Source organism: Pseudomonas sp. TE50-2 (genome assembly GCF_040813665.1).
GTDB lineage: Bacteria > Pseudomonadota > Gammaproteobacteria > Pseudomonadales > Pseudomonadaceae > Aquipseudomonas > Aquipseudomonas soli.
Map to the genome: position 1 here is coordinate 3,063,738 of NZ_JBFNXN010000001.1, position 22,672 is coordinate 3,086,409.

Annotated in this window: 25 protein-coding genes; 14 read left to right on the forward strand and 11 right to left on the reverse strand. The window is 64.4% G+C overall.

Translation table 11 applies throughout. From position 1 onward, the window contains the following. The first annotated feature begins 3 nt into the window (after nt 1-3). Entirely contained in the window at nt 4-561 is a 558-nt protein-coding gene (locus AAHK21_RS13925) for a cytochrome c oxidase assembly protein (protein ID WP_038707108.1), read from the forward strand. A gap of 16 nt (nt 562-577) precedes the next feature. Further along, the gene (locus tag AAHK21_RS13930; protein ID WP_367857533.1) at nt 578-1,465 is read left to right on the forward strand and encodes a cytochrome c oxidase subunit 3; all 888 of its coding nucleotides are present in this window, start codon (nt 578-580) and stop codon (nt 1,463-1,465) included. Between the two features lie 15 nt (nt 1,466-1,480). Here the strand turns inward: AAHK21_RS13930 and AAHK21_RS13935 are convergent, their stop codons facing one another. Beyond that, entirely contained in the window at nt 1,481-1,684 is a 204-nt protein-coding gene (locus tag AAHK21_RS13935; RefSeq protein WP_023628968.1) for a twin transmembrane helix small protein, read from the reverse strand. A 62-nt stretch (nt 1,685-1,746) separates the two neighbouring features. Between AAHK21_RS13935 and AAHK21_RS13940 the strand changes: the two genes are divergently transcribed. Genes AAHK21_RS13940 through AAHK21_RS13960 form a run of 5 tightly spaced genes read left to right on the forward strand, consistent with a single transcriptional unit; the run spans nt 1,747 to nt 5,630 of the window. After that, a complete protein-coding gene (locus AAHK21_RS13940; protein WP_263159661.1) occupies nt 1,747-2,490 on the forward strand; it encodes an SURF1 family protein in 744 nt (247 codons plus the stop codon). Then, nucleotides 2,456-3,034 (forward strand): hypothetical protein, encoded by a 579-nt coding sequence (locus AAHK21_RS13945; protein WP_367857534.1) that lies wholly within the window; start codon nt 2,456-2,458, stop codon nt 3,032-3,034. Before AAHK21_RS13940 ends, AAHK21_RS13945 begins: the two co-directional genes overlap by 35 nt. A gap of 9 nt (nt 3,035-3,043) precedes the next feature. Further along, nucleotides 3,044-4,117 carry a heme A synthase gene (locus AAHK21_RS13950; protein WP_217867798.1) on the forward strand — a complete coding sequence of 358 codons (1,074 nt, stop codon included), beginning with the start codon at nt 3,044-3,046 and terminating at the stop codon, nt 4,115-4,117. Beyond that, entirely contained in the window at nt 4,102-5,001 is a 900-nt protein-coding gene (cyoE, locus tag AAHK21_RS13955; RefSeq protein WP_367857535.1) for a heme o synthase, read from the forward strand. Before AAHK21_RS13950 ends, cyoE begins: the two co-directional genes overlap by 16 nt. Next, nucleotides 4,998-5,630: an SCO family protein gene (locus AAHK21_RS13960; RefSeq protein ID WP_028688687.1), complete on the forward strand. Its 633-nt coding sequence runs from the start codon at nt 4,998-5,000 to the stop codon at nt 5,628-5,630. Before cyoE ends, AAHK21_RS13960 begins: the two co-directional genes overlap by 4 nt. Nucleotides 5,631-5,747: 117 nt before the next feature. On the opposite strand, the gene AAHK21_RS13965 is transcribed toward AAHK21_RS13960, so the two are convergent. The 3 genes from AAHK21_RS13965 to AAHK21_RS13975 form a co-directional block, all read right to left on the reverse strand. Further along, the gene (locus AAHK21_RS13965; RefSeq protein WP_367857536.1) at nt 5,748-6,518 is read right to left on the reverse strand and encodes a MetQ/NlpA family ABC transporter substrate-binding protein; all 771 of its coding nucleotides are present in this window, start codon (nt 6,516-6,518) and stop codon (nt 5,748-5,750) included. A 64-nt stretch (nt 6,519-6,582) separates the two neighbouring features. Continuing rightward, the gene (locus tag AAHK21_RS13970; RefSeq protein ID WP_028688685.1) at nt 6,583-7,254 is read right to left on the reverse strand and encodes a methionine ABC transporter permease; all 672 of its coding nucleotides are present in this window, start codon (nt 7,252-7,254) and stop codon (nt 6,583-6,585) included. Continuing rightward, the gene (locus AAHK21_RS13975) at nt 7,254-8,261 is read right to left on the reverse strand and encodes a methionine ABC transporter ATP-binding protein (protein WP_110696963.1); all 1,008 of its coding nucleotides are present in this window, start codon (nt 8,259-8,261) and stop codon (nt 7,254-7,256) included. Before AAHK21_RS13975 ends, AAHK21_RS13970 begins: the two co-directional genes overlap by 1 nt. Nucleotides 8,262-8,483: 222 nt before the next feature. Here AAHK21_RS13975 and katE point away from each other — a divergent pair, with 222 nt between their 5' ends. Next, nucleotides 8,484-10,628 carry a catalase HPII gene (gene katE / locus AAHK21_RS13980; RefSeq protein WP_367857537.1) on the forward strand — a complete coding sequence of 715 codons (2,145 nt, stop codon included), beginning with the start codon at nt 8,484-8,486 and terminating at the stop codon, nt 10,626-10,628. 115 nt (nt 10,629-10,743) lie between these two features. Here katE and AAHK21_RS13985 read toward each other — a convergent pair whose 3' ends face one another. The 4 genes from AAHK21_RS13985 to zur all read right to left on the reverse strand — a co-directional run bounded on the left by AAHK21_RS13985 (nt 10,744) and on the right by zur (nt 13,611). Continuing rightward, the gene (locus tag AAHK21_RS13985; RefSeq protein WP_046853613.1) at nt 10,744-11,451 is read right to left on the reverse strand and encodes a PA5502 family lipoprotein; all 708 of its coding nucleotides are present in this window, start codon (nt 11,449-11,451) and stop codon (nt 10,744-10,746) included. Between the two features lie 129 nt (nt 11,452-11,580). Next, nucleotides 11,581-12,363, reverse strand: coding sequence for a zinc ABC transporter permease subunit ZnuB (znuB, locus tag AAHK21_RS13990; RefSeq protein WP_046853614.1), 783 nt, complete (start codon nt 12,361-12,363; stop codon nt 11,581-11,583). Further along, nucleotides 12,356-13,129, reverse strand: coding sequence for a zinc ABC transporter ATP-binding protein ZnuC (gene znuC / locus AAHK21_RS13995; RefSeq protein WP_367857538.1), 774 nt, complete (start codon nt 13,127-13,129; stop codon nt 12,356-12,358). Before znuC ends, znuB begins: the two co-directional genes overlap by 8 nt. Then, a complete protein-coding gene (gene zur, locus AAHK21_RS14000) occupies nt 13,126-13,611 on the reverse strand; it encodes a zinc uptake transcriptional repressor Zur (protein ID WP_046853615.1) in 486 nt (161 codons plus the stop codon). Before zur ends, znuC begins: the two co-directional genes overlap by 4 nt. A gap of 18 nt (nt 13,612-13,629) precedes the next feature. On the opposite strand from zur, the gene AAHK21_RS14005 reads away from it, so the two are divergent. Continuing rightward, nucleotides 13,630-14,586, forward strand: a complete 957-nt coding sequence (locus AAHK21_RS14005; protein WP_367857539.1) for a zinc ABC transporter substrate-binding protein — start codon at nt 13,630-13,632, stop codon at nt 14,584-14,586. A gap of 75 nt (nt 14,587-14,661) precedes the next feature. Here AAHK21_RS14005 and AAHK21_RS14010 read toward each other — a convergent pair whose 3' ends face one another. Next, nucleotides 14,662-15,612 carry a homoserine kinase gene (locus AAHK21_RS14010; RefSeq protein ID WP_367857540.1) on the reverse strand — a complete coding sequence of 317 codons (951 nt, stop codon included), beginning with the start codon at nt 15,610-15,612 and terminating at the stop codon, nt 14,662-14,664. Nucleotides 15,613-15,683: 71 nt separating this feature from the next. Then, nucleotides 15,684-15,971, reverse strand: a complete 288-nt coding sequence (locus AAHK21_RS14015; RefSeq protein WP_046853618.1) for a DUF2782 domain-containing protein — start codon at nt 15,969-15,971, stop codon at nt 15,684-15,686. 74 nt (nt 15,972-16,045) lie between these two features. On the opposite strand from AAHK21_RS14015, the gene polA reads away from it, so the two are divergent. Then, nucleotides 16,046-18,796 carry a DNA polymerase I gene (gene polA, locus AAHK21_RS14020; protein WP_046853619.1) on the forward strand — a complete coding sequence of 917 codons (2,751 nt, stop codon included), beginning with the start codon at nt 16,046-16,048 and terminating at the stop codon, nt 18,794-18,796. A gap of 340 nt (nt 18,797-19,136) precedes the next feature. On the opposite strand, the gene yihA is transcribed toward polA, so the two are convergent. Continuing rightward, complete coding sequence (yihA, locus tag AAHK21_RS14025) at nt 19,137-19,769, reverse strand: ribosome biogenesis GTP-binding protein YihA/YsxC (protein WP_046853620.1); 633 nt, start codon at nt 19,767-19,769, stop codon at nt 19,137-19,139. A gap of 208 nt (nt 19,770-19,977) precedes the next feature. On the opposite strand from yihA, the gene AAHK21_RS14030 reads away from it, so the two are divergent. The 4 genes from AAHK21_RS14030 to AAHK21_RS14045 all read left to right on the forward strand — a co-directional run bounded on the left by AAHK21_RS14030 (nt 19,978) and on the right by AAHK21_RS14045 (nt 22,594). Next, nucleotides 19,978-20,280, forward strand: coding sequence for a cytochrome c5 family protein (locus tag AAHK21_RS14030; RefSeq protein ID WP_031314666.1), 303 nt, complete (start codon nt 19,978-19,980; stop codon nt 20,278-20,280). Nucleotides 20,281-20,311: 31 nt separating this feature from the next. After that, nucleotides 20,312-20,929 (forward strand): cytochrome c, encoded by a 618-nt coding sequence (locus AAHK21_RS14035; protein WP_046853621.1) that lies wholly within the window; start codon nt 20,312-20,314, stop codon nt 20,927-20,929. A 165-nt stretch (nt 20,930-21,094) separates the two neighbouring features. Then, the gene (dsbA, locus tag AAHK21_RS14040; protein ID WP_110696977.1) at nt 21,095-21,727 is read left to right on the forward strand and encodes a thiol:disulfide interchange protein DsbA; all 633 of its coding nucleotides are present in this window, start codon (nt 21,095-21,097) and stop codon (nt 21,725-21,727) included. Between the two features lie 12 nt (nt 21,728-21,739). Then, entirely contained in the window at nt 21,740-22,594 is an 855-nt protein-coding gene (locus tag AAHK21_RS14045; protein ID WP_367857541.1) for an endonuclease/exonuclease/phosphatase family protein, read from the forward strand. Nucleotides 22,595-22,672: the final 78 nt, after the last annotated feature.

Consider the following 22,672-nt stretch of genomic DNA (forward strand, 5'->3'; position numbering starts at 1 on the left):
CCCATGGACGGCTTGTCGCTCAAGCGCCTGGTCAGCCGCCTGCTGATGCTGACCGTGGTGATGTTCGCCTTCGGCTTTGCCCTGGTGCCGATCTACGACGTGATGTGCAAGGCCTTCGGCATCAATGGCAAGACCGGCGGGCAGTACGCGGGCACCCAGGTGAGCGACCCGACCCGTTCGGTGCGGGTGCAGTTCATGTCGACCAATGCCGGCGACATGAGCTGGGAGTTCCACTCCACCGCCGACCAGATCGAAGTCAACCCGGGGGCGGTGAACCAGATGATCTTCGTGGCCCGCAACCCGACCAACCAGCCCATGAGCGCCCAGGCCATCCCCAGCATCACCCCCGCCGAGGCCGCGGCGTACTTCCACAAGACCGAGTGCTTCTGTTTCACCCAGCAGGTCCTGCAGCCGGGCGAGCGCATCGAGATGCCGGTGCGCTTCATCGTCGACCGCGACCTGCCGGAGTCGGTGAAACACCTGACCCTGGCCTACACCCTGTTCGACATCACCGCTCGCCACCCCCCGGTCGCCCACGCCGCGACCGAGGGCGCCCGCTGAGGGAAGGAGATACATCATGGCAAGCCACGAGCATTACTACGTACCGGCGCAGAGCAAGTGGCCGATCATTGCCACGATCGGCATGTTCATCACCGTGTTCGGGCTCGGCACCTGGTTCAACGACCTCAAGGCCGGCCACCCGGAGTCCCACGGGCCGCTGATCTTCTTCGTCGGCGCGCTGTTCCTGGCCTACATGCTGTTCGGCTGGTTCGGCGCGGTGGTCAAGGAAAGCCACGCCGGGCTCTACAGTGCGCAGATGGACCGCTCGTTCCGCTGGGGCATGAGCTGGTTCATCTTCTCCGAGGTGATGTTCTTCCTGGCCTTCTTCGGCGCGCTGTTCTACGTGCGGGTGCTGGCAGGGCCATGGCTGGGGGGCGATGGGGCCAAGGGCGTGACGCACATGCTCTGGCCCAACTTCGAGTTCGTCTGGCCGCTGCTGCACACACCGGACCCGAAACTGTTCCCACCGCCCAAGGAGGTTATCGATCCGTGGCACCTGCCGCTGATCAATACCATCCTGCTGGTGAGCTCCAGTGTGACCGTGACCATCGCCCACCACGCCCTGCGCAAGGGGCATCGTGGCGCGCTGAAACTGTGGCTGGGGCTGACCATCCTGCTGGGGATCGGGTTTCTCGTGCTGCAGGCCTACGAGTACCACGAGGCCTACAACAAACTCGGGCTGACCCTGGGCTCGGGCATCTACGGCGCGACGTTCTTCATGCTGACCGGGTTCCACGGCGCGCACGTGACCTTGGGCACGCTGATCCTGTTCGTGATGTTCTGCCGGGTGCTGCGCGGGCACTTCGAACCGGACAAGCACTTCGGTTTCGAGGCGGCGAGCTGGTACTGGCACTTCGTCGATGTGGTGTGGGTGGGGCTGTTCATCTTTGTGTATGTGCTTTGAACACGGTGGGAACACTTAGAAAGGTGCGTGCGACACCAGTTGCCCACTGATCAGGCCCCAGGCCACCAGGGCGATGGTCAGGGTGGCGAGGGCGACGCGCACGGTAAGGGCCTTGAGCAGGCGGGTCGACTGGTCGTCGTCCTTGACCAGGAACACCAGGCCACTGAACAGGCTGGCAATTGTGGCCAGCAGCATCAGGACAATTGCGGCCTTGAGCATGGCGAAACTCCGGGGGATGCGGTGATGGATACAAGTATAGCGCTCGACCTCACGAGGCCCTGGTGAAGCCGTTTCGCCCAGGCCTGGTACCGACCCTGGTGGTGCTTGCGCTGCTGCCGGGGTTGATCGCGCTCGGCTGCTGGCAACTGCGGCGCGCCGACGAAAAGCGTGACCTGCTGGCTACCTACACCGAGCGCCAGATCGAGGCGCCGGTCACTGCTGACCGGTTGCGCCAGCTGCCGGACCCGGCGTTCTACCCCGTGCACCTGTATGGCCGGTTCGATGCCGGTCACAGCCTGCTGCTGGACAATCAGATGCGTGACGGCAAGGCCGGCGTCGAGCTGCTGCAGCCCTTCCACGATCAGGCCAGCGGCCTGTGGTTGCTGGTCAATCGCGGCTGGCTGCCGTGGCCCGACCGTCGTGTGCCGGTGCGCTTCGACACGCCGAGCCAGGCGCTGGCGCTGGACGCCACGGTCTACGTGCCACCGGGCAAGACCTTCCAGCTGCACCCGGACAACCCCGACGGCCAGTGGCCGCAACTGCTGACGGCAATCGATCCGGCCGGGCTCTGGCAGCAGCTGGGCCGTGAGGGCTTTGCCCAGGAACTACGCCTGCAGCCAGGCCCTGCCGCCTACCGCCTGGACTGGCCGGTGGTCGCCATGGGCCCGGAAAAGCACCAGGGCTACGCCGTGCAGTGGTTCGCCCTGGCCAGCGCGCTGGTCCTGCTCTACCTGTATTTCGGCTGGCATCACAACGACAAGGAGAACCGCCATGGCCGCCGCCACGAGTCCACTGGACGTGCCTGACCGCCGCAAGCCCCGCGGGCGCCTGCAACTGCTGTTGATCCTGTTCGTCGTGCTCGGGCCGATGATCCTCGCCACCAGCATGTACAAGCTCAAGTTCTGGGTGCCGGACGGTCGCAGCTATCACGGTGTGATGATCGGCAATGGCGAGGGCCGGGCCGATATCGGCATCGATGCCCAGGACGAGCGTTGGCAGCTGTTGGTCAGCTCTCCGGGCGCCTGTGTCGAGGAGTGCCAGCAACTGGTGTACCTGGCCCGGCAGATCCAGGTCGGCCTGGGCCGCGATGCCAGCCGCGCCAGCCATGCCCTGGCGGCGGCCCAGCCACTGGCCGCCGACTACCAGGCGCTGCTGGGCCGTGAGTACCCGCAGTTGCAACGCTACCCGCTGGACGCCCAGCGCTATATCCAGAAGGTCGGCGACACTGCCCCGCAACTGTGGATCGTCGATCCTCACGGCAACCTGGTGCTGCGCTACGACGCCAAGGTCAAGGGCAAGCATGTGCTGGACGACCTGCGTCACCTGCTCAAGCTGTCCAACATCGGCTAGGAGGCTGCCATGGCCAGACCCGGATTCCGCCTTGCTGTGTTCGCCACGCTGCTGGCGCTGCTGGTCGTGCTGCTCGGCGCCTACACTCGCCTGACTCACGCCGGTCTTGGCTGCCCCGACTGGCCGGGGTGCTACGGCTTCATCAGCGTGCCCAAGACCGATGCCCAACTGGCCCATGCCGAGCTGCACTTCCCAGAACACCCGGTGGAAGAAGCCAAGGGCTGGGCGGAGATGGTCCATCGCTATTTCGCCGGCACCCTGGCGCTGGTGATCGCACTGCTTGCCTTCCAGGCTGTACGCCGACATGCCCATGACGGCCAGCCCTACCGCCTGCCAGTATTGCTGCTGGGGGTGGTGCTGGCCCAGGCGGCGTTCGGCATGTGGACCGTGACACTGAAACTGTGGCCCCAGGTGGTGACCGCGCACCTGCTTGGCGGGTTTACCACGGTAAGCCTGCTTTTCCTGCTATCCCTGCGTCTATCCCGGGCCTTTGCGCCCTTGCCGAAACTGCCGCTGAGCCTACGGCGGATCGCCGCGCTGGCGCTGCTGGTGGTGATCGGCCAGATCGCCCTGGGGGGGTGGGTCAGCGCCAACTACGCGGCGGTGGCCTGCATCGACCTGCCCACCTGCCATGGCCAGTGGTGGCCGGCGGCGGACTTCAGCAACGGCTTCCACCTGACCCAGCATGTCGGCCCCAATTACCTGGGCGGGCAACTGGACAGCGATGCGCGCACGGCGATCCATGTCAGCCACCGGCTCGGCGCAATGCTGGTGCTGGCGGTTCTATCGATGCTCGGCTGGAAGCTGCACCGCCATGGCCTGAGCGGCCTGGCGCGCCTGGTATTGCTTGCGCTGGCGCTGCAGTTGGGCCTGGGCATCAGCAATGTGTTGTTCCACCTGCCGCTGGGCGTGGCTGTTGCCCACAACGCCGGCGGTGTGCTGCTGCTGTTGACCATGGTGCTGGTGAACTACCGCATCCGCGTGGTCGACAAGGTTCGCGTGGGCCATGGCTGGCGCCTGACACCGGTGGTCGGGGGGCAACTCACTCATCACATGAGGAACGATTCGTGGCGACGGTTCTGAGCACGGAACGCCAGCGCGCCGGGTGGCGTGACTATCTGGAACTGACCAAGCCGAAGGTGGTGGTGCTGATGCTGATCACCTCGCTGGTGGGGATGTTTCTCGCCACCCGCGCGGGGGTGGCCTGGAACGTCCTGCTGTTCGGCAACCTGGGGATTGGCTTGTGCGCGGGTGCCGCGGCGGCGGTCAACCACGTGGTCGATCGCCGCGTCGATGCGCTGATGGCCCGGACCCACAAGCGCCCGCTGGCCCAGGGCCGGGTCGCGCCCTTGCCGGCACTGCTGTTCGCCCTGCTGCTGGCCGTGGCGGGGATGGTTTTGCTGCTGGCGTTCACCAACCCCCTCACCGCCTGGCTGACCCTGGCCTCGCTGCTAGGTTACGCGGTGCTCTACACCGGCTTTCTCAAGCGAGCCACGCCGCAGAACATCGTGATCGGCGGCCTCGCCGGGGCCGCGCCGCCATTGCTGGGCTGGGTGGCGGTCAGCGGGCACCTGGGCGCCGAGCCGCTGCTGCTGGTGCTGATCATCTTCGCCTGGACACCGCCGCACTTCTGGGCCCTTGCGATTCATCGCAAGGAGGAGTACGCAAAAGCTGATATTCCCATGCTCCCCGTTACCCATGGCGAGCGTTACACGGCCCTGCATATCCTGCTCTACACCTTGATATTGCTGGCCGTGAGCCTGTTGCCCTACGCCATTCACATGAGCGGCCCGCTGTACCTGGCCTGTGCCCTGGTGCTGGGCCTGCGCTTCCTGCACTGGGCCTGGGTGTTGTACCGTGGCACCCGGCCGCACGCGGCGATCAAGACGTTCAAGTACTCTATCGGCTACCTGTTCGCCCTGTTCATCGCGTTGCTCGTAGACCACTACCTGTTGCTGAACCTATGACCCGAACCCAGAAAACCGTCTTCATCCTCGTTGCCCTGGTCGCGCTGATCATGGGCCTGACCGTCAACAAGGTGCTCAACGACCGTGGTCAGTTGAACCCCACCGAACTGATCGATGCCGGCATCATCCTGCTGCCGCAGAGCCGTACCGTGCCGGACGTGACCATGACCGACCAGAACGGCCAGCCGCTGGTGCTGGACCAGCTCAAGGGCAAGTGGTCATTGCTGTTCTTCGGCTACACCTACTGCCCGGACATCTGCCCGACCACCCTGGCCCAGCTGCGCCAGGTGAAGAGCGAACTGCCCAAGGAGGCGCTGGAGCGTCTGCAGGTGGTGCTGGTGAGCGTCGACCCGAACCGCGACACGCCGAACCAGCTCAAGCAGTACCTGGGCTATTTCGACAAGGATTTCGTCGGGGTGGCGGGCTCGATCGAGGATACCCAGAAATTGGCCAACGCCTTGAGCATCCCGTTCATTCCGGCCGATACCAGCAAGCCAGGGTATACCGTGGATCACAGCGGCAACCTGGCGGTGGTCGGGCCTGACGGGCGTCAGCGCGGGTTCATCCGTGCGCCGTTCAACAACCAGAAGCTGGTGGCGCAGTTGCCAGGGCTGGTCAAGCGCGATTGAGAAGTTTGGGCCTGCTGCGCAGGCCTTTCGCCGGCAAGCCGGCTCCCACAATCGTGCAGTCTCTGTGGGAGCCGGCTTGCCGGCGATAGGGCCTCGAAGCGGCCCCAGGCTGCAGGCTTAGAACGCAGGAACCACAGCGCCCTTGTACTTCTCGGTGATGAACTGCTTCACCTCAGGCGAGTGCAGGGCCTGCACCAGCTTCTTCACCGCGTCCGCGTCCTTGTTGTCCTCGCGGGTCACCAGGATGTTCACGTACGGAGAGTCCTTGCCTTCGATGGCCAGGGCGTCTTTTTCCGGGTTGAGCTTGGCTTCCAGCGCGTAGTTGGTGTTGATCAGGGCGGCATCGACCTGGGTCAGCACACGCGGGATGGTCGCGGCTTCCAGCTCCCGGAACTTCAGGTTTTTCGGGTTCTCGGCGATGTCCTTGATGGTCGACAGGATGTTCGTGTTGTCCTTGAGCTTGATCACCCCGGCCTTGTCCAGCAGCAGCAGGGCGCGGCCGCCGTTGGTGGCGTCGTTGGGAATGACCACGGCGGCGCCGGAAGGCAGTTCGTCGAGCTTCTTGACCTTGGCCGAGTACACGCCCAGCGGCTCGATGTGCACGCCGGCGACGCTTACCAGGTGAGTGCCCTTGGCCTTGTTGAACTCATCCAGGTACGGCTGGTGCTGGAAGAAGTTGGCGTCCAGGCGCTTTTCCGACACCTGCACGTTCGGCTGGATGTAGTCGGTGAACTCCTTGACCTTCAGCTCCACGCCTTCCTTCGCCAGCAGTGGCTTGACCACCTCGAGGATCTCGCCGTGCGGCACCGGGGTGGCGGCGACCGTCAGGGTCTCGGCGTGGGCCGAGAAGGCCGCGACCGCGGCGACAACAGCAAGCAGCTTCTTCATTGATCACTCCTTGTGAGGGCCGCGACGGCCCCCGAACGGGTCGGCCGGGCCGACCCCATTGGGGTTACTTACGGGAAAAATGCACGACCAGCTTGTCGCCGATCATTTGCAGTACCTGGACCAGGATGACCAGCAGCACCACGGTGACGATCATCACGTCGGTCTGGAAGCGTTGGTAGCCGAAGCGGATCGACAGGTCACCCAGGCCACCGGCCCCGACCACGCCGGCCATGGCGGTGTAGGACACCAAGGTGATGGCGGTCACGGTGATGGCGGCGATGATGCCCGGCATCGCTTCAGGCAGCACGGCCTTGAAGATGATCTGGCGGGTGGTGGCGCCCATCGACTGGGTAGCCTCGATGATGCCGCGGTCCACTTCACGCAGGGCGGTTTCCACCAGCCGCGCGAAGAACGGCGTGGTCCCCACCACCAGCGGCGGGATGGCACCGGCAACGCCCAGCGAGGTGCCGGTGATCAGCACCGTGATCGGGATCATCACGATCAGCAGGATGATGAACGGCACCGAGCGCACGATGTTGACGATGGTCGCCAGCACGGCGTAGATCTTCTTGTGCTCGAACATCTGCCGGGGGCTGAACAGGAACAGCACGACGCCCAGTGGCAGGCCCAGCAGGATGATGAAGGCCAGCGAGATGAACAGCATGACCATGGTGTCGTTGGTCGCCTGCCAGATCTCGACCCAGTCGACGTTGGCGAAATAGCTGAGGATGTCCATCAACGCAGTACCTCCATATGTACGTCAGCTGCAGTGAAGCGGGCGAATGCCGCCTCCATGTCTCCACCGATCAGGGCAAGGGTCAGCTGGCCATAGGGAATGTCCTTGATGCGGTCGATGCGCCCGGCAAGGATGCTGTAGTCCACGCCGGTTTCGCGGGCCACGGTGCCCAGCAGCGGCGCGTAGGTGGCGCAGCCCTGGAAGGTCAGGCGCACGATGCGCCCCGGCACATGGGCGAAATCGTCGCGTTGCTCGTTCTCGTCGACCTGCTCGTCTTCCTGGACGAAACGCTTGGTGGTGGCGTGCTGCGGGTGCAGGAATACGTCGGCCACCGGACCCTGCTCGACGATCTGCCCGGCATCCATCACCGCCACGCGGTCGCAGACCCGGCGGATCACGTCCATCTCATGGGTGATCAGCACGATGGTCAGCTTCAGCTCGCGGTTGATCTCGGCCAGCAGTTGCAGCACCGAGGCGGTGGTCTGCGGGTCGAGGGCGCTGGTAGCTTCGTCGCACAGCAGGATCTTGGGGTTGGTGGACAGGGCGCGGGCGATGCCGACGCGCTGCTTCTGCCCACCCGACAGTTGCGCCGGGTACTTCTTCGCGTGCTCGGAAAGGCCGACACGGGCCAGCAGCTCGGTGACGCGCTTGTCGATCTCGCCACGCGACAGCTCGCCCGCCAGCACCAGCGGCAGGGCGACATTGTCGGCGACGGTCTTGGAAGCCAGCAGGTTGAAGTGCTGGAAGATCATGCCGACCTGCTGGCGGAAGCGCCGCAGCTGGTTCGAGTCGAAGGCGGTGACGTCTTCACCGTCGACCACGATCTTGCCGCCGGACGGCTCCTCGAGGCGGTTGATCAGGCGCAGCATGGTGCTCTTGCCGGCACCGGAGTGGCCGATCAGGCCGAACACCTGGCCATCTTCGATGGTCAGGCTGGTCGGGTTCAGGGCCGGGATATCCCTACCGGCGACGCGGTAGGTCTTGTGGACATTTTGAAACTCGATCACTGAGCGAACCTTGTGGGGCGCATGGAATTTGGGTCAGCGGTTAGCCGGGGCGCGCATTTTAGCCTTTTCCCCTGCGTGTTCTTAGCATTTATTTCGTCACGCTCCAATCCAATCGGCATAACGCGACGGTCGGCAATCCGATTGAACGCATCCGACGGCAGCCCAGTCACTAATTGAACAAGCCCGAACGGGCAGCCTGATGACTGATGAGGAGAGCCGAAGATGCCCAGCAAGAAGCCCCAGGCGCCACAGCCCAGCCCTGTCGCCGGCACCGACACCCCCGACAAGGCCAACACCAATGCCAAGCTGCAGAGCCTGGAAGCGTTTCGCAGCGACGCCAGCGGCCAGGCGCTGCGCACCAACCAGGGGGTGAAGGTTGCCGACAACCAGAACAGCCTCAAGGCCGGCGCCCGTGGGCCTTCGCTGCTCGAAGACTTCATCATGCGCGAGAAGATCACCCACTTCGACCATGAGCGCATACCCGAGCGCATCGTCCATGCCCGCGGGACCGGCGCCCATGGCTACTTCCAGAGCTACGGCTGCCATGCCGAACTGACCAAGGCTGGTTTCCTGCAAGATCCCGAGAAAATCACCCCGGTGTTCGTGCGCTTTTCCACCGTGCAGGGCCCACGTGGCTCGGGCGACACGGTGCGCGACGTGCGCGGCTTTGCGGTGAAGTTCTACACCGATGAAGGCAACTTCGATCTGGTCGGCAACAACATGCCGGTGTTCTTCATCCAGGACGCGATCAAGTTTCCCGACTTCGTCCACGCGGTCAAACCCGAACCGCACAACGAGATGCCCACCGGTGGCTCTGCCCACGATACCTTCTGGGACTTCGTATCGCTGGTGCCGGAGTCCGCGCACATGGTCATGTGGGCGATGTCCGACCGGGCCATTCCGCGCAGCCTGCGCATGATGGAAGGCTTTGGCGTGCATACCTTCCGCTTGATCAATGCCCAAGGCGTGGCCAGCTTCGTCAAGTTCCACTGGAAGCCGCGCCAGGGCGTGCACTCGGTGCTGTGGGACGAAGCCCAGAAGCTTGCCGGCAAGGACACCGATTACCACCGCCGCGACCTGTGGGAAGCGATCGAGACCGGTCATTACCCGGAATGGGAGCTGGGCGTGCAGATCGTGCCGGAGGCCGACGAGCACAAGTTCGACTTCGACCTGCTCGACCCGACCAAGATCATCCCCGAGGAGCTGGTGCCGGTGACGCCGCTGGGCAAGATGGTGCTCGACCGCAACCCGGACAACTTCTTCGCCGAAGTGGAGCAGATCGCCTTCTGCCCCGGGCATATCGTGCCGGGCATCGATTTCAGCAACGACCCGTTGCTGCAGGGCCGGCTGTTCTCCTACACCGACACCCAGATTAGCCGCCTGGGCGGGCCGAACTTCCACGAGATCCCGATCAACCGCCCCGTCGCGCCCAATCACAGCAGCCAGCGCGATGCCATGCACCGCATGACCATCGACAAGGGGCGGGCCTCCTACGAGCCCAACTCGATTGATGGCGGCTGGCCGAAGGAAACGCCGCCCGCCGCGCAGGATGGCGGTTTCGAGAGTTACCAGGAACGTATCGATGCGAACAAGATCCGCCAGCGCAGTGAGTCGTTCGGCGACCATTTCTCCCAGGCGCGGCTGTTCTTCCAGAGCATGAGCCCTACCGAGCAGCAGCACATCATCAAGGCCTACAGCTTTGAACTGGGCAAGGTCGAGCGCGAGGCGATCCGGGCGCGGGAGGTGAACGAGATCCTGGCCAACATCGATCTCAAGTTGGCGGCAGCGGTGGCAGCCAACCTCGGCCTGCCGGCGCCGAAGGCCGGCACGGTCAAGGTCAAGGGCAGCAAACCGGCGCAGTCAAAGGCCTTGAGCCAGATGAACCACCCCGGAAATATCGGCATCAGTGGGCGCAAGATCGCCATCCTGGTGGCTGATGGCGTGGATGACGCGAGTGTCGACAAGGTGGTCAAGGCGCTGGAGGCGCAAAGTGCGCGCCCCATGCTGCTGGGGCCGACTTCGGCACCAGTGAAGACTGCCGGTGGCAAGCAGCTGCCGGTGGATGCGTCGATGGAGGGCATGCCGTCGGTGATGTTCGACGGTGTGTGGGTGCCGGCGGGCAAGGCTTCGCTGGAGGCGTTGGAAAACAGCGGCGTGGCCAAGCACTTCCTGCTCGAGGCCTACAAGCATCTCAAGCCCATGGGCATAGCCAGTGAGGGCAAGCTGCTGCTGAATAAGCTGGGGCTCAAGGAAGATGCGGGGCTGTTGCTGGGCGATGACCAGAAGGCGCTCGAGGCCTTCTTCAAGGCAGTCGAGGGGCACCGGGTGTGGGCGCGGGAGGCGGCGGCCGAAGCTGTTCCTGCGTAATCGGGGGCTGCTTTGCAGCCCATCGCCACGGTTCGTCGCCACGACAAGCCGGCTCCCACAGATTGTAGGCGGTCCCTGTGGGTGCCGGCTTGCCGGCGATGAGGCCCTGACAGGTTTATTGCTGATGGGGAATCAACACCACCTGCGCCGGCAATGAACGCTGGATCTCATGCTTCTGCTTCAGCTCGAAGCCACTGTCGAGCTTGCGCACCCGCTTCTCCAGCAGGGTCTTGAGCCAAGGCGCATCCTCGGTGCGCGGCACCTGGAACACCACCTCGCACTGATAACTCACCACGTCCGCCGCGATATCGTCCAGTTGGCGACGCATTGCACGGCTATCGGTGGTTTTCAGCGCCACGACGGTGGTCGGCGCGGTCGGGTCGATCACCCGGGCCTTGGGCTTGGACTCGGCAGCCTTGAGCGCCGCTTCGGCCTTTTCCAGTTCGGCCTTGCGTGCCTGGGCCACGGCATCGCCGCCGGTCAGGGCCGGTGCTTGCGGCATCAGCGCGCGGGCGCGGGCCAATGCCGTGGCAGCGGCATTCACATCGCCCTTCTGCAGGACGATCTGGCTACGGCGCAGGTAGGCCTCGGCCAGCTGGCGCTGATGCGGTTCGAGGCGGGCATCATCCGGCGCCTGGGCCTGCAAGGCGGCCAGTTGATCCTCGGCGGTGGCCAGCTCGTTGCTGGCGATGCTTTGCTCGAGCTGCTGCCAGGCATCGGGCTGGGCAGGCGCCACCGGCTGTTCGGCCGGCTTGCTGGAGCAGGCAGCCAGGAACAGGGAAAACGCGGCAACAAGCAGATAACGTGAGGCGAACGGCTTCATTCCTGCGACTCTCTATTTGCGCAAAAAGCGAGCAAGTCTACACCCAGGTGCGCACGCTCGAAAACAGGTCTTCTCAGACTCGAAACCTGCGAAAAGGTTGCAGGATGCGCCTGTGCGCACCCTGAAAATTCAGCGTTTCGGCAACGCCAGGCTCAGCAAGAATAGCACTGCCGCACAGACCACGATCGAAGGCCCGGCCGGGGTGTCCTTGAACCAGGACAGCGCCAGGCCCCCGCAGACCGCGGCAACCCCCAGCAGACTGGCGCCCACGGCCATCTGCTCTGGTGAGCGGGCGTGACGCTGTGCCGCGGCGGCCGGGATGATCAGCAGCGAGGTGATCAGCAGCACACCGACGATCTTCATCGCCACCGCGATCACCACGGCGATCAGCAGCATCAGTGCCAGGCGCAGGCCGGTCACCGGCAAGCCTTCGACCATCGCCAGTTCCTCGTGCACGGTCACCGCCAGCAATGGTCGCCAGAACATCGCCAGCAGCACCAGCACCAAGGCGCTGCCGCCGAGGATCCAGGCAAGGTCGGTAGGGCTGATCGCCAGCAGGTCGCCGAACAGGTAGGCCATCAGGTCGATGCGCACATCGTGCATGAAGCTCAGCACCACCAGCCCCAGTGACAGCGTGCTGGGGGCGAGGATGCCGAGCAGGGTGTCCGAGGCCAGCGGCTGGCGCTGCTGAAGGGTCACCAGCAGGATCGCCAGCAGCAGGCAGCCGACGGTCACCGCCAGCGCCGGGCTGACATCCAGGGCGAAGCCCAGGGCCACGCCGAGCAGCGCGGCATGGGACAGGGTGTCGCCGAAATAGGCCATGCGCCGCCACACCACGAACGAGCCCAGGGGGCCGGCGACCAGCGCCAGCGATACACCGGCAAGCAGGGCGTAGAGAAGAAAATCAGCCATGCTTGCAGTGCTCTCCGTGAACATGGGCGCCGGGGGCGATCACCGACCCGTGCAGGTCGTGGCTGTGATCGTGATGGTGGTGATAGACGGCCAGGCTCGGGGCGTTCTGGCCGAACAGCTCGACGAAGGCCGGGTCGTTGCTGACCTGTTCCGGGTGGCCCGAGCAGCACACGTGGCGGTTGAGGCAGACCACCTGGTCGGTGGCGCTCATGACCAGGTGCAGGTCGTGGGAAACCATCAGCACGCCGCAGCCGTGGCGGTCGCGCAGGCGGGTGATCAGGTTGTACAGCTCGGTCTGGCCAACCACGTCGACCCCCTGCACCGGTTCGTCGAGTACCAGCAGCTCGGGCTCGCGCAGCAGCGCGCGGGCGAGCAGCACACGCTGCATCTCGCCGCCGGAGATGGTCTGGATCGGGCTGTCGATCACCTGCTCGGCGCCGACTTCCTGCAGCGCCGCCAAGGCTGCCGCACGGTCTACACCGGGCACCAGGCGCAGGAAGCGCAGCACCGACAAGGGCAATGTGGCGTCCACCTGGATCTTTTGCGGCATGTAGCCGATGCGCAGCCTGGGCTTGCGCCACACCTTGCCGCGATGCGGCTTGAGCAGGCCCAGCACGGCGCGCACCAGGGTGGTCTTGCCGGCGCCGTTGGGACCGATCAGGGTAACGATCTGCCCCGGCGCCACCGCCAGGTCGATGCTGTCGAGCACCGCTTCGCCAGCGAAGCTGACACCGACCTGCTCGAGGCGGATCAGGGCATCGCTCATGCCTTGCCCCGGCAGTTGCCGCACAGGCCGACCACTTCGACAGTTTGCGTCTCGACCGCGAAACCCACGGCATTGGCGCTGCTGACGATGGCGTCGCTGATGCTGTTCTGCTCCAGTTCGATGGCCACGTGACATTCGCGGCAGATCAGGAACTGCCCTTGGTGCGCGTGCTCGGGATGGCTGCAGCCGATAAAGGCATTGAGCGAGGCGATGCGGTGCACCAGGCCGTTTTCCAGAAGGAAGTCGAGGGCGCGATAGACGGTCGGTGGCGCGGCGCGGCGGCCGTCCTGCTCGCTGAGCACGGCGAGGATATCGTAGGCACCCAGCGGCTTGTGGCTCTGCCACACCAGCTCCAGCACGCGGCGGCGCAGGGCGGTCAGGCGCAGGCCCTGACGGTTGCACAGCGCGTCGGCCTCGGCCAGCGCACTGTGGACGCAATGGGAGTGATCGTGGGGACGGTGGGCCAGCGGCGTGATGGACATGGGCAGCGACGGTTCAGGATGGAGACGTTATTATGTTACCTGTTTCTGACGACCCGAGTATCCACCGTGTCCCGAATCCTTGCCCTCTTTGTCGCTTTCATCGCTTTTTCGGCGCACGCCGACGTGCGCGTGCTGACCAGCATCAAGCCCCTGCAACAGATCGCCGCCGCCGTTCAGGACGGTGTCGGCAGCCCCGATGTGCTGCTGCCGCCGGGCGCCTCCCCGCACAACTATGCGCTGCGCCCCTCCGACGTGCGCAAGGTCGCCGATGCCGACCTGCTGTACTGGATCGGCCCGGACATGGAAGGTTTCCTGCCCCGCGTGCTGAAGAGCCGCGCCAAGCCGACAGTGGCCGTGCAGTCGCTGTCGGGCATGCAGTTGCGTCATTTCGGCGAGGACAGCCACTCCCATGACGAGGAAGACCACGACGATCATGACCACGACCACCGTCCGGGCAGCCTCGATGCACACCTGTGGCTGTCGTCGCTGAATGCCCGGGTGATCGCGACGAAGATGGCCGGTGACCTGGCAGCGGCCGACCCGGCCAATGCCCCGCGCTACCAGGCCAACCTCAAGCAGTTTGTCGAGCGCCTGGATGCCCTGGATGCGCGCATCAAGCAGCGTGTGGCGGGGATTGCCGGTAAGCCTTACTTCGTGTTTCACGAGGCGTTCGACTACTTCGAGGCCGCCTATGGCCTGAAGCACACTGGCGTGTTCAGCGTGGCGTCCGAGGTGCAGTCGGGCGCGCAGCACGTCGCCGCCATGCGCAAGCGCTTGCAGGCGGTGGGCAAGACCTGCGTGTTCAGCGAGCCGCCGCTGAGGCCGCGCCTGGCCGAGACCCTGACGGCCGGGTTGCCGGTGCGGTTGGCCGAGTTGGATGCGCTGGGTGGCACCGACAAGGTGGATGGCAAGGGCTATGAGCGCTTGCTGGAGAAGCTCGGTGGCGATCTGGTCGGCTGTCTGGAACAGCTGTAGGAGCGGCTTCAGCCGCGAAACGGGCGCCACGCTGTGTGGCACCCGCTTCGCGGGTGATCGCGGCGTTATCGCCCTTTAGAGCGCGAACGGCAGCTTCAGCGCCACCTGCTGGCGTTGCGCCAGACGCACCTCGAACTCGCTCGGGTCATGGATCATCACGTCCATCCCGGCGAACGCCTGCGCCGCGATCAGGCGCGATAGCCAGAAGCGCACGCACGCCACCCGCAGCATCACCGGCCACAGCTCCGCTTCAGCGGCGGTGAACGGTCGCAGTGCCGCGTAGGCACCCAGCAATGCCTGGGCGCGCGGCAGGTCGATACCACCCTGCTCGTCCAGGCACCAGTCGTTCACGGTGATGGCGATGTCATACAGCATCGGCCCGGAGCAGGCGTTGTAGAAGTCGATCAGCCCGGTCAGGTGAGTGCCTTCGAACATCACGTTGTCACGGAACAGGTCGGCGTGCAGGTTGGCCTTGGGCAGGGCGAGGATCTGCGCCTTGTGCGCGGTGATTTCCGCCAGCGCCGGTTGCAGCAGCCCGGTTTGCGCCTGGTTCAGGCTCGGCAGCAGTTCGGCGCCCGATTCCAGCATCCAGTCCAGGCCCCGGTCGGTGCGGCGCTCGATGATGCGCTCGCGGGTGGCCAGGTGAATGTGCGCCAGCAGCTCGCCGACCTGGGCGCAGTGCTGGTTGTTCGGCAGCTTGATGTGCTTGCCCGACAGTCGCGGTTGCAGCAGCGCAGGCTTGCCGCACAGTTCGCGCAGGCCATGCCCTTCGCGGTCGCGCAGGGCATAGGGCACGGGCATGTCGGCATCGTGCAGCACGTCGAGCAGTTCGATGAAGAACGGCATGTCTTCAGCCGGCCCACGCTCGATCAGTGTGAGGACGAACTCCCCTTTTTCCAGGCTGACGAAGAAATTGCTGTTCTCGGTACCGGCGGCGATGCCCTGGAAGTCGAGCAGGCGGCCCAGCTCGTATGGCGCCAGAAAGGTTTCCAGCTCAGGCCGGGACACAGGGGTGAAGACTGACATGTTGAAGAATTGCCCATGCGGGCACTTCCGCCGGAAGTGCCTGGTTGATAAGAACGATACGCGTTACTAGCTTACCACTCGAAGATCTTCCAGGACGGAATCAGCATGTCCGGCTGGTCGGAACGAATGAAATTGCCTTCGGAGCCATCGGCGCGTACCAGGAAATAAGGCTTGCCGTTCTTCGGCGTGACCTTGATCGCATACAGGAAACCGTTCTGACGGTACTCCTGGATGGTTTTATCGCCTTCCGTGCGAATGGTTACATCGGGATCGGCCGATGGGGCTTCGTCCGCCGCCTGGGTGACGACTGGCATGGTGGCCAGCAGACCGAGCAGTAACAGGCGATTGAGTGTGCGCATGATAACCTAGTCCTTTTGTCGTCATTGATCCGGCTATTCTAGCGCCGGACCCGTCGAAAAGGTTGATTCTCCTCATGAGCCAAGCGCCCCTCGTCCTGGTGGACGGTTCGTCCTACCTCTACCGCGCCTTTCACGCGCTGCCGCCGCTGACCACCTCCAAAGGCATGCCTACCGGCGCGGTCAAGGGCGTACTGAACATGCTCAAGAGCCTGCGCAAGCAGTACCCGGACAGCCTGTTCGCAGTGGTCTTCGATGCCAAGGGCGGGACCTTCCGTGACGCCATGTTCGCCGAGTACAAGGCCAACCGCCCGAGCATGCCCGACGACCTGCGGGTGCAGGTCGAACCGCTACACGCCAGCGTCCGCGCCCTGGGCTACCCGCTGCTGTGCGTCGAAGGCGTGGAGGCCGACGACGTGATCGGCACCCTGGCGCGCAGCAGCGCCGCCGCCGGCCGCCCGGTGATCATCTCGACCGGCGACAAGGACATGGCCCAGCTGGTGGACGGCCACGTTACCCTCGTCAATACCATGACCGGTAGCGTGCTCGACGTCGCTGGCGTGCACGAGAAGTTCGGTGTGGGTCCTGAACACATCATCGATTTTCTCGCCCTGATGGGCGATAAGGTCGACAACATTCCCGGCGTGCCGGGCGTTGGCGAAAAGACCGCGGTCGGCTTGTTGACCGGTATCGGTGGTGGCCTGAGCGATGTGTACCAGAACTTGGACAAGGTGCCGGGCCTGGCCATTCGAGGCGCCAAGACCCTCGCCGCCAAGCTCGAGGAGCACCGCGATGCGGCCTTCCTCTCCTACGAGCTGGCCACCATCAAGTGCGATGTCGAGCTGGACGTCGAGGTGGACGCCCTGGTCTGCGGCGAGCCGGACCGTGAAGCGCTGCTGGCGCTGTACGCCGAGATGGAGTTCAAGAGCTGGGTCGCCGAAGTCCAGCGCAGCGTGCCCCAGGCCAGTGATGGCGCCGCTGCCGCCGAGGCTCCTGTGGCCGAGAAGGTCGAGCCGAAGTACGAAACCATCCTCGACCAGGCTCGCTTCGATGCCTGGCTGGAAAAGCTGCGTCAGGCGCCGCTGTTCGCCTTCGATACGGAAACCACTGGCCTGGACGCCCAGCAGGCGCAGATCGTCGGCCTGTCGTTCGCCGTCGAGCCCCATGAAGCCGCCTATGTGCCCCTGACCCACGACTACGAAGGCGCTCCGGCCCAGCTGGACCGCGAGCGCGTGCTGCTGGCGCTCAAGCCGCTGCTGGAGGACCCGGCCAAGGGCAAGATCGGCCAGAACGCCAAGTACGACATCAACATCCTGGCCAACGGCAGCCCGGCCATCCATATGCGCGGCGTGGCCTACGACACCATGCTCGAGTCCTATGTGCTCGACTCCACGGCCACCCGTCACGACATGGACAGCCTGGCGCAGAAGTACCTGGACCACACCACCATCGGCTTCGAGGACATCGCCGGCAAGGGCGCCAAGCAGCTGACCTTCAACCAGATCCCATTGGACAAGGCCGGCCCCTACGCCGCCGAGGATGCCGACATCACCTTGCGTCTGCACCATGCGCTGCAGGCACGGCTGGCCCAGACCCCCAGCGTGCTGCCGGTGCTGATGGATATCGAGATGCCGCTGGTGCCGGTGCTGGCGAAGATCGAGCGCCAGGGCGCGCTGGTCGACGCCAGGCTGCTCGGCGTGCAGAGCGGCGAGCTGGGGGCGAAGCTGGTCGAGCTGGAGCGTGAGGCGTATGCGCTGGCCGGCGAGGAATTCAACCTGGGCTCGCCCAAGCAGCTCGGCGCGATCCTCTACGACAAGCTGGGCATGCCGGTGCTGAGCAAGACCGCCAAGGGCCAGCCGTCCACCGCCGAGGCGGTCCTGGATGACCTGGCCGAGCAAGGCTACCCGCTGCCCAAGGTGCTGATGCAGTACCGCAGCCTGAGCAAGCTCAAGAGCACCTACACCGACAAGCTGCCGGGGCAGATCAACCCGCGTACCGGACGCATCCATACCTCGTATCAGCAGGCTGTGGCTGCCACCGGTCGCCTGTCGTCCAGCGACCCGAACCTGCAGAACATCCCGATCCGCACCGCCGAGGGCCGGCGCATTCGCCAGGCTTTCGTCGCCAGCCCCGGCTACAAATTGCTGGCGGCGGACTATTCGCAGATCGAGCTGCGCATCATGGCCCACCTGGCCAAGGACGAAGGGCTGCTGCACGCCTTCCGCAACGACTTGGACGTGCACCGCGCCACCGCCGCGGAAGTGTTCGGTGTCGCCCTCGAAGAGGTCACCACCGACCAGCGCCGCAGCGCCAAGGCGATCAACTTCGGCCTGATCTATGGCATGAGCGCTTTCGGCCTGGCCAAGCAGATCGGCGTCGATCGCAAGCAGTCGCAGGACTACATCGACCGCTATTTCGCCCGTTACCCAGGCGTGCTGGCCTATATGGAGCGCACCCGCGCCCAGGCCGCTGAAAAGGGCTTCGTCGAAACCCTGTTCGGGCGTCGCCTGTACCTGCCGGACATCAACGCCAAGAACCCGGCCTTGCGCAAAGGTGCCGAGCGCACCGCGATCAACGCGCCGATGCAGGGCACCGCGGCGGACATCATCAAGCGCGCCATGGTGGCGGTGGACAACTGGCTGACCGAGAGCGGGCTGGATGCGCGGGTGATCCTGCAGGTGCACGACGAACTGGTGCTCGAGGTGCGCGAAGACCTGGTCGAACAGGTGAAAGCCGAGATTCGCGTCCACATGAGCGGCGCGGCGCAACTGGATGTGCCGTTGCTGGTGGAAGCGGGCGTTGGCTCGAATTGGGACGAAGCTCACTAAACGCCGCGTGAAAGCTGTGTAGGATCTGCGGCGTAGTGTCGCGGATCCGGTGCAGGCCTCGGGCCTTAGATCGAGAGTTTCATGAAACTATCGCAAATAGTTTCCAGGGGCTCGGAACTAAACCGGTGAACCGCCACTCAGAGGTACTGAATGGCTGGTGAAGCCTTTCGATGCTCCTATGTTGTGTTAAGTGTTGGCAGATATCTGGACCCCGCCCTAGCGGTCCGGACTTGGACCCCGAACTTCCCCCTCCCCATACGAAGTCCGGGGTTTTTTTTGCCCGGAATTCGGCGTCATGTCTGCCGGAACCCGTGGGAACGTGCCCCGGCAGGCCGCGAAGTCAGGCCACCGGCTTGTCTTCCAGCTCCATCCAGTCCGCCAGCACGCGATAGGCCTCTTCCAGGCCCAGGCGCTTGGGCGCCGAGAACAGCTGGATGGTCGCGGTGTCGCCCCAGCCCTTGCGAATCTCCGACTGCACCTTGAGCAAGGTGTTCTTGCCCGCGCCGTGGGTCAGCTTGTCGGCCTTGGTCAGCAGGATGTGCATCGGCATGCCGCTGGCCTTGGCCCAGTCGAGCATCATCTTGTCGAAGTCGGTCATCGGATGGCGGGTGTCCATCATCAGGATGATCCCGCGCAGGCATTCGCGGCTGCCCAGGTAGGCTTCCAGGTGTTTCTGCCAGTGCTGCTTGAGCGGAATCGGCACTTTTGCATAACCGTAGCCCGGCAGGTCGACCAAACGCCGTTCATCGTCCAGACTGAAGAAATTCAGCAGCTGGGTGCGGCCGGGGGTCTTCGAGGTACGCGCCAGGCTGGCGTGGGTCAGGGTGTTGAGGGCACTGGATTTACCGGCGTTGGAACGGCCGGCGAAAGCCACCTCGTAACCCTGGTCTTCGGGGCATTGTTCGACCTTGGCGGCGCTGAGGGCGAATTTGGCTTTCTGGCAGAGGCCGAGGATGGGGTTCTTGACTTGCATGGGATTTCCGATGTGGGTGTTGCCCAGCGCTGGAGGCGTAGGACCAGGCCTGGCAAGCGGTGTCGTTTCCGTTTGGCTGGCGGAAGTATATAATGCCCCAGTTTTTGTGTGCTCATTCGCCCAGCGAAGGCAATTGAGCATGGGGTGTCGAACAATAGCTCGCGCAACAGAACGCAGCGCGGCCCCCAACCCTGTCAGGTCGTTTCGCATGGCGAAATGGCTGCTTGCTGTCGGTATGTTCCTGCCGTTTTTCAGCGCACAGGCTACACAGGATCCCGAGGCGTTGTACAACCGCACGTGCGCGGCCTGTCACGCCGGACAACTGCCCCAGGCACCCAGAAGCGGTGACCGGGCGGCCTGGGAGCCAAGGCTGGCGCAAGGCATGGCGCAACTGGTGGTGCATGTTACACAGGGTTTCAAGGCTATGCCGCCGCGTGGATTGTGCATGGACTGCAGTGCCGAGGACTACCGTTTGGTCATCCTTTGGATGAGCGGCAGTCCCGATACATAACATTTCACCCTTAGCCGTGTTGGATTAGCTGATGAACAAACTAGTCGTGAGTCTGCTGTTGACCATGGGGGTCGCAGGTGCGGCAACTGCTGCGGGACCCATCAAAGGCGATGCCGCCGCCGGTCAGGCCAAGACAGCTGTCTGTGGGGCCTGTCACAACCCGGACGGCAACAGCCTGGCACCGAACTTCCCGAAACTCGCCGGCCAAGGTGAGCCCTACCTGAACAAGCAGCTGCACGACATCAAGGACGGCAAGCGTACCGTGCTTGAGATGACCGGCATGCTGGCCAGTTTCAACGACCAGGACCTGGCCGACATCGCCGCTTACTTCGCCAGCCAGAAAGGCAGCGTGGGTGCCGCCGATCCGAAGCTCGTCGAGCGTGGTCGTGCCTTGTTCAACGGCGGCAACCTGGAGAAAGGCATGCCGGCCTGCACCGGTTGCCACTCCCCCAATGGTGCAGGCATCGCCCTGGCGAAGTTCCCGCACCTCAGTGGCCAGCACGCGCAGTACGTCAGCAAGCAGCTGACCGACTTCCGCGAAGGCAACCGCACCAACGACGGCGACGCAATGACCATGCGCACCATCGCCGGCAAGCTCAGCAACAAGGACATCGAAGCACTGTCCAGCTACATCCAGGGCCTGCACTGAATTACGCGTTAACACTCGGTTAATGCTTCAGCGCTAAAGATGAAAAGGGCAGCCCACGCTGCCCTTTTTTCTGTCCGTAGCCGTTACACTACAGAACTCGAGCCCTTCCCGACCTGTCCTACACAGGTCGCGTCGAGGCGACCAAAGACTGCTCAGGAGTAAAGCATGCGTAAACTGATTCTCAGCGCCGCGCTGGTCGCCGCCAGCGTATTCGGTATGGCCGCCGTACAGGCTGCGGAGCCTGTGGCCGGCAAGGAATATATCGAGCTGAGCAACCCCGTGCCGGTGTCGGTGCCAGGCAAGATCGAGGTCGTCGAGCTGTTCTGGTATGGCTGCCCGCACTGCTACCACTTCGAACCGACCATCAACCCTTGGGTCGACAAGCTGCCCAAGGACGTCAACTTCAAGCGCGTCCCTGCCATGTTCGGTGGCCCCTGGGATGCCCACGGCCAGATGTTCCTGACGCTTGAAGCCATGGGTGTTGAGCACAACGTTCACAACGCGGTGTTCGATGCCATCCAGAACAAGCGCATGCGTCTGACCAAACCTGAGGAGATGGCCGAGTTCCTGGCCACCCAGGGCGTGGACAAGGACAAGTTCCTCGCCACCTTCAACTCCTTCGCCATCAAGGGCCAGGTCAATCAGGCCAAAGAGCTGGCCAAGAAGTACGAAATCACCGGCGTACCGAGCCTGGTGGTCAACGGCAAGTACCGCTTCGACCTGGGTACCGCCGGTGGTCCGGAAGGCGTGCTGAACGTCGCCGACCAGCTGATCGCCAAGGAGCGCGCCGCTAAGTAAGCGGCGAATGCCATGGGCCGCTTTCGCTCAACCCGAAGCGTCGGCCTGCACCAGCCGCAGGTCAACGAACATCACCTGCCGGCCAGCGGCCTGCCGGCCGATGGTCGCCTGCGGCTGCTCAGTTTCAATATCCAGGTCGGTATCAGTACCGAGCGCTACCGCCACTATGTGACCCGCAGCTGGCAACACCTGCTGCCGCACAACGGGCGGGCCGGCAACCTGCAGAAGATCGGTGACCTGCTCAACGACTTCGACCTGGTGGCCTTGCAGGAAGCCGACGGCGGCAGCCTGCGCTCCGGCTTTGTCAACCAGGTGGAGCACCTCGCCCAGCTGGGGGCCTTCCCCTACTGGTACCAGCAGCTCAACCGCAACCTGGGGCGTTTCGCCCAGCACAGCAACGGCGTGCTCAGCCGTCTGAAGCCCCAGCACCTGGAAGACCATCCCCTGCCTGGCCCGTCCGGACGAGGGGCGATCCTGGTGCGTTTCGGCGAAGGTGCCGACGCCCTGATCGTGGTGATGATGCACCTGGCGCTCGGCTCCAAGACGCGCGCCCGGCAGCTGGCCTACATCCGCGAGCTGATCGGCGGCTATCGTCACCAGATCCTCATGGGGGATATGAACACCCACGCCAACGACCTGCTCGACCATTCGCCCTTGCGTGATCTCGGGCTTGTCGCGCCCCAGGTCGAGGCCACTTTTCCCAGCTGGCGTCCCCAGCGCTGCCTTGACCACATCCTGCTCAGCCCGAGCCTTACGCTGGAACGCGTCGAGGTGCTGGCACAGCCAATTTCCGATCACCTGCCCGTCGCCGTCGAGATCCGATTGCCTGATGCCCTGACTGTGGATACGCTGCCGGTCCTGAGTTAGTCCTGCCTGGGCGAATCCTGCACTCAAGTGTTGGGCTTTTCCGCCGAAATCCAGTGATTGCAGGACTAGATGCCACTA

Coding starts and splice junctions, on each gene's coding strand:
- AAHK21_RS13925 (WP_038707108.1), top strand. CDS start 4: ATGGACGGCTTGTCGCTCAAGCGCCTGGTCAGCCGCCTGCTGATGCTG.
- AAHK21_RS13985 (WP_046853613.1), bottom strand. CDS start 11,451: ATGAAGCCGTTCGCCTCACGTTATCTGCTTGTTGCCGCGTTTTCCCTG.
- AAHK21_RS13965 (WP_367857536.1), bottom strand. CDS start 6,518: ATGAAGAAGCTGCTTGCTGTTGTCGCCGCGGTCGCGGCCTTCTCGGCC.
- AAHK21_RS13950 (WP_217867798.1), top strand. CDS start 3,044: ATGGCCAGACCCGGATTCCGCCTTGCTGTGTTCGCCACGCTGCTGGCG.
- polA (WP_046853619.1), top strand. CDS start 16,046: ATGAGCCAAGCGCCCCTCGTCCTGGTGGACGGTTCGTCCTACCTCTAC.
- AAHK21_RS14030 (WP_031314666.1), top strand. CDS start 19,978: ATGGCGAAATGGCTGCTTGCTGTCGGTATGTTCCTGCCGTTTTTCAGC.
- AAHK21_RS14045 (WP_367857541.1), top strand. CDS start 21,740: ATGGGCCGCTTTCGCTCAACCCGAAGCGTCGGCCTGCACCAGCCGCAG.
- dsbA (WP_110696977.1), top strand. CDS start 21,095: ATGCGTAAACTGATTCTCAGCGCCGCGCTGGTCGCCGCCAGCGTATTC.
- zur (WP_046853615.1), bottom strand. CDS start 13,611: ATGTCCATCACGCCGCTGGCCCACCGTCCCCACGATCACTCCCATTGC.
- katE (WP_367857537.1), top strand. CDS start 8,484: ATGCCCAGCAAGAAGCCCCAGGCGCCACAGCCCAGCCCTGTCGCCGGC.
- AAHK21_RS14015 (WP_046853618.1), bottom strand. CDS start 15,971: ATGCGCACACTCAATCGCCTGTTACTGCTCGGTCTGCTGGCCACCATG.
- AAHK21_RS14010 (WP_367857540.1), bottom strand. CDS start 15,612: ATGTCAGTCTTCACCCCTGTGTCCCGGCCTGAGCTGGAAACCTTTCTG.
- AAHK21_RS13930 (WP_367857533.1), top strand. CDS start 578: ATGGCAAGCCACGAGCATTACTACGTACCGGCGCAGAGCAAGTGGCCG.
- AAHK21_RS14005 (WP_367857539.1), top strand. CDS start 13,630: ATGGAGACGTTATTATGTTACCTGTTTCTGACGACCCGAGTATCCACC.
- znuB (WP_046853614.1), bottom strand. CDS start 12,363: ATGGCTGATTTTCTTCTCTACGCCCTGCTTGCCGGTGTATCGCTGGCG.
- AAHK21_RS13935 (WP_023628968.1), bottom strand. CDS start 1,684: ATGCTCAAGGCCGCAATTGTCCTGATGCTGCTGGCCACAATTGCCAGC.
- yihA (WP_046853620.1), bottom strand. CDS start 19,769: ATGCAAGTCAAGAACCCCATCCTCGGCCTCTGCCAGAAAGCCAAATTC.
- znuC (WP_367857538.1), bottom strand. CDS start 13,129: ATGAGCGATGCCCTGATCCGCCTCGAGCAGGTCGGTGTCAGCTTCGCT.
- AAHK21_RS13945 (WP_367857534.1), top strand. CDS start 2,456: ATGGCCGCCGCCACGAGTCCACTGGACGTGCCTGACCGCCGCAAGCCC.
- AAHK21_RS14035 (WP_046853621.1), top strand. CDS start 20,312: ATGAACAAACTAGTCGTGAGTCTGCTGTTGACCATGGGGGTCGCAGGT.
- AAHK21_RS13970 (WP_028688685.1), bottom strand. CDS start 7,254: ATGGACATCCTCAGCTATTTCGCCAACGTCGACTGGGTCGAGATCTGG.
- AAHK21_RS13960 (WP_028688687.1), top strand. CDS start 4,998: ATGACCCGAACCCAGAAAACCGTCTTCATCCTCGTTGCCCTGGTCGCG.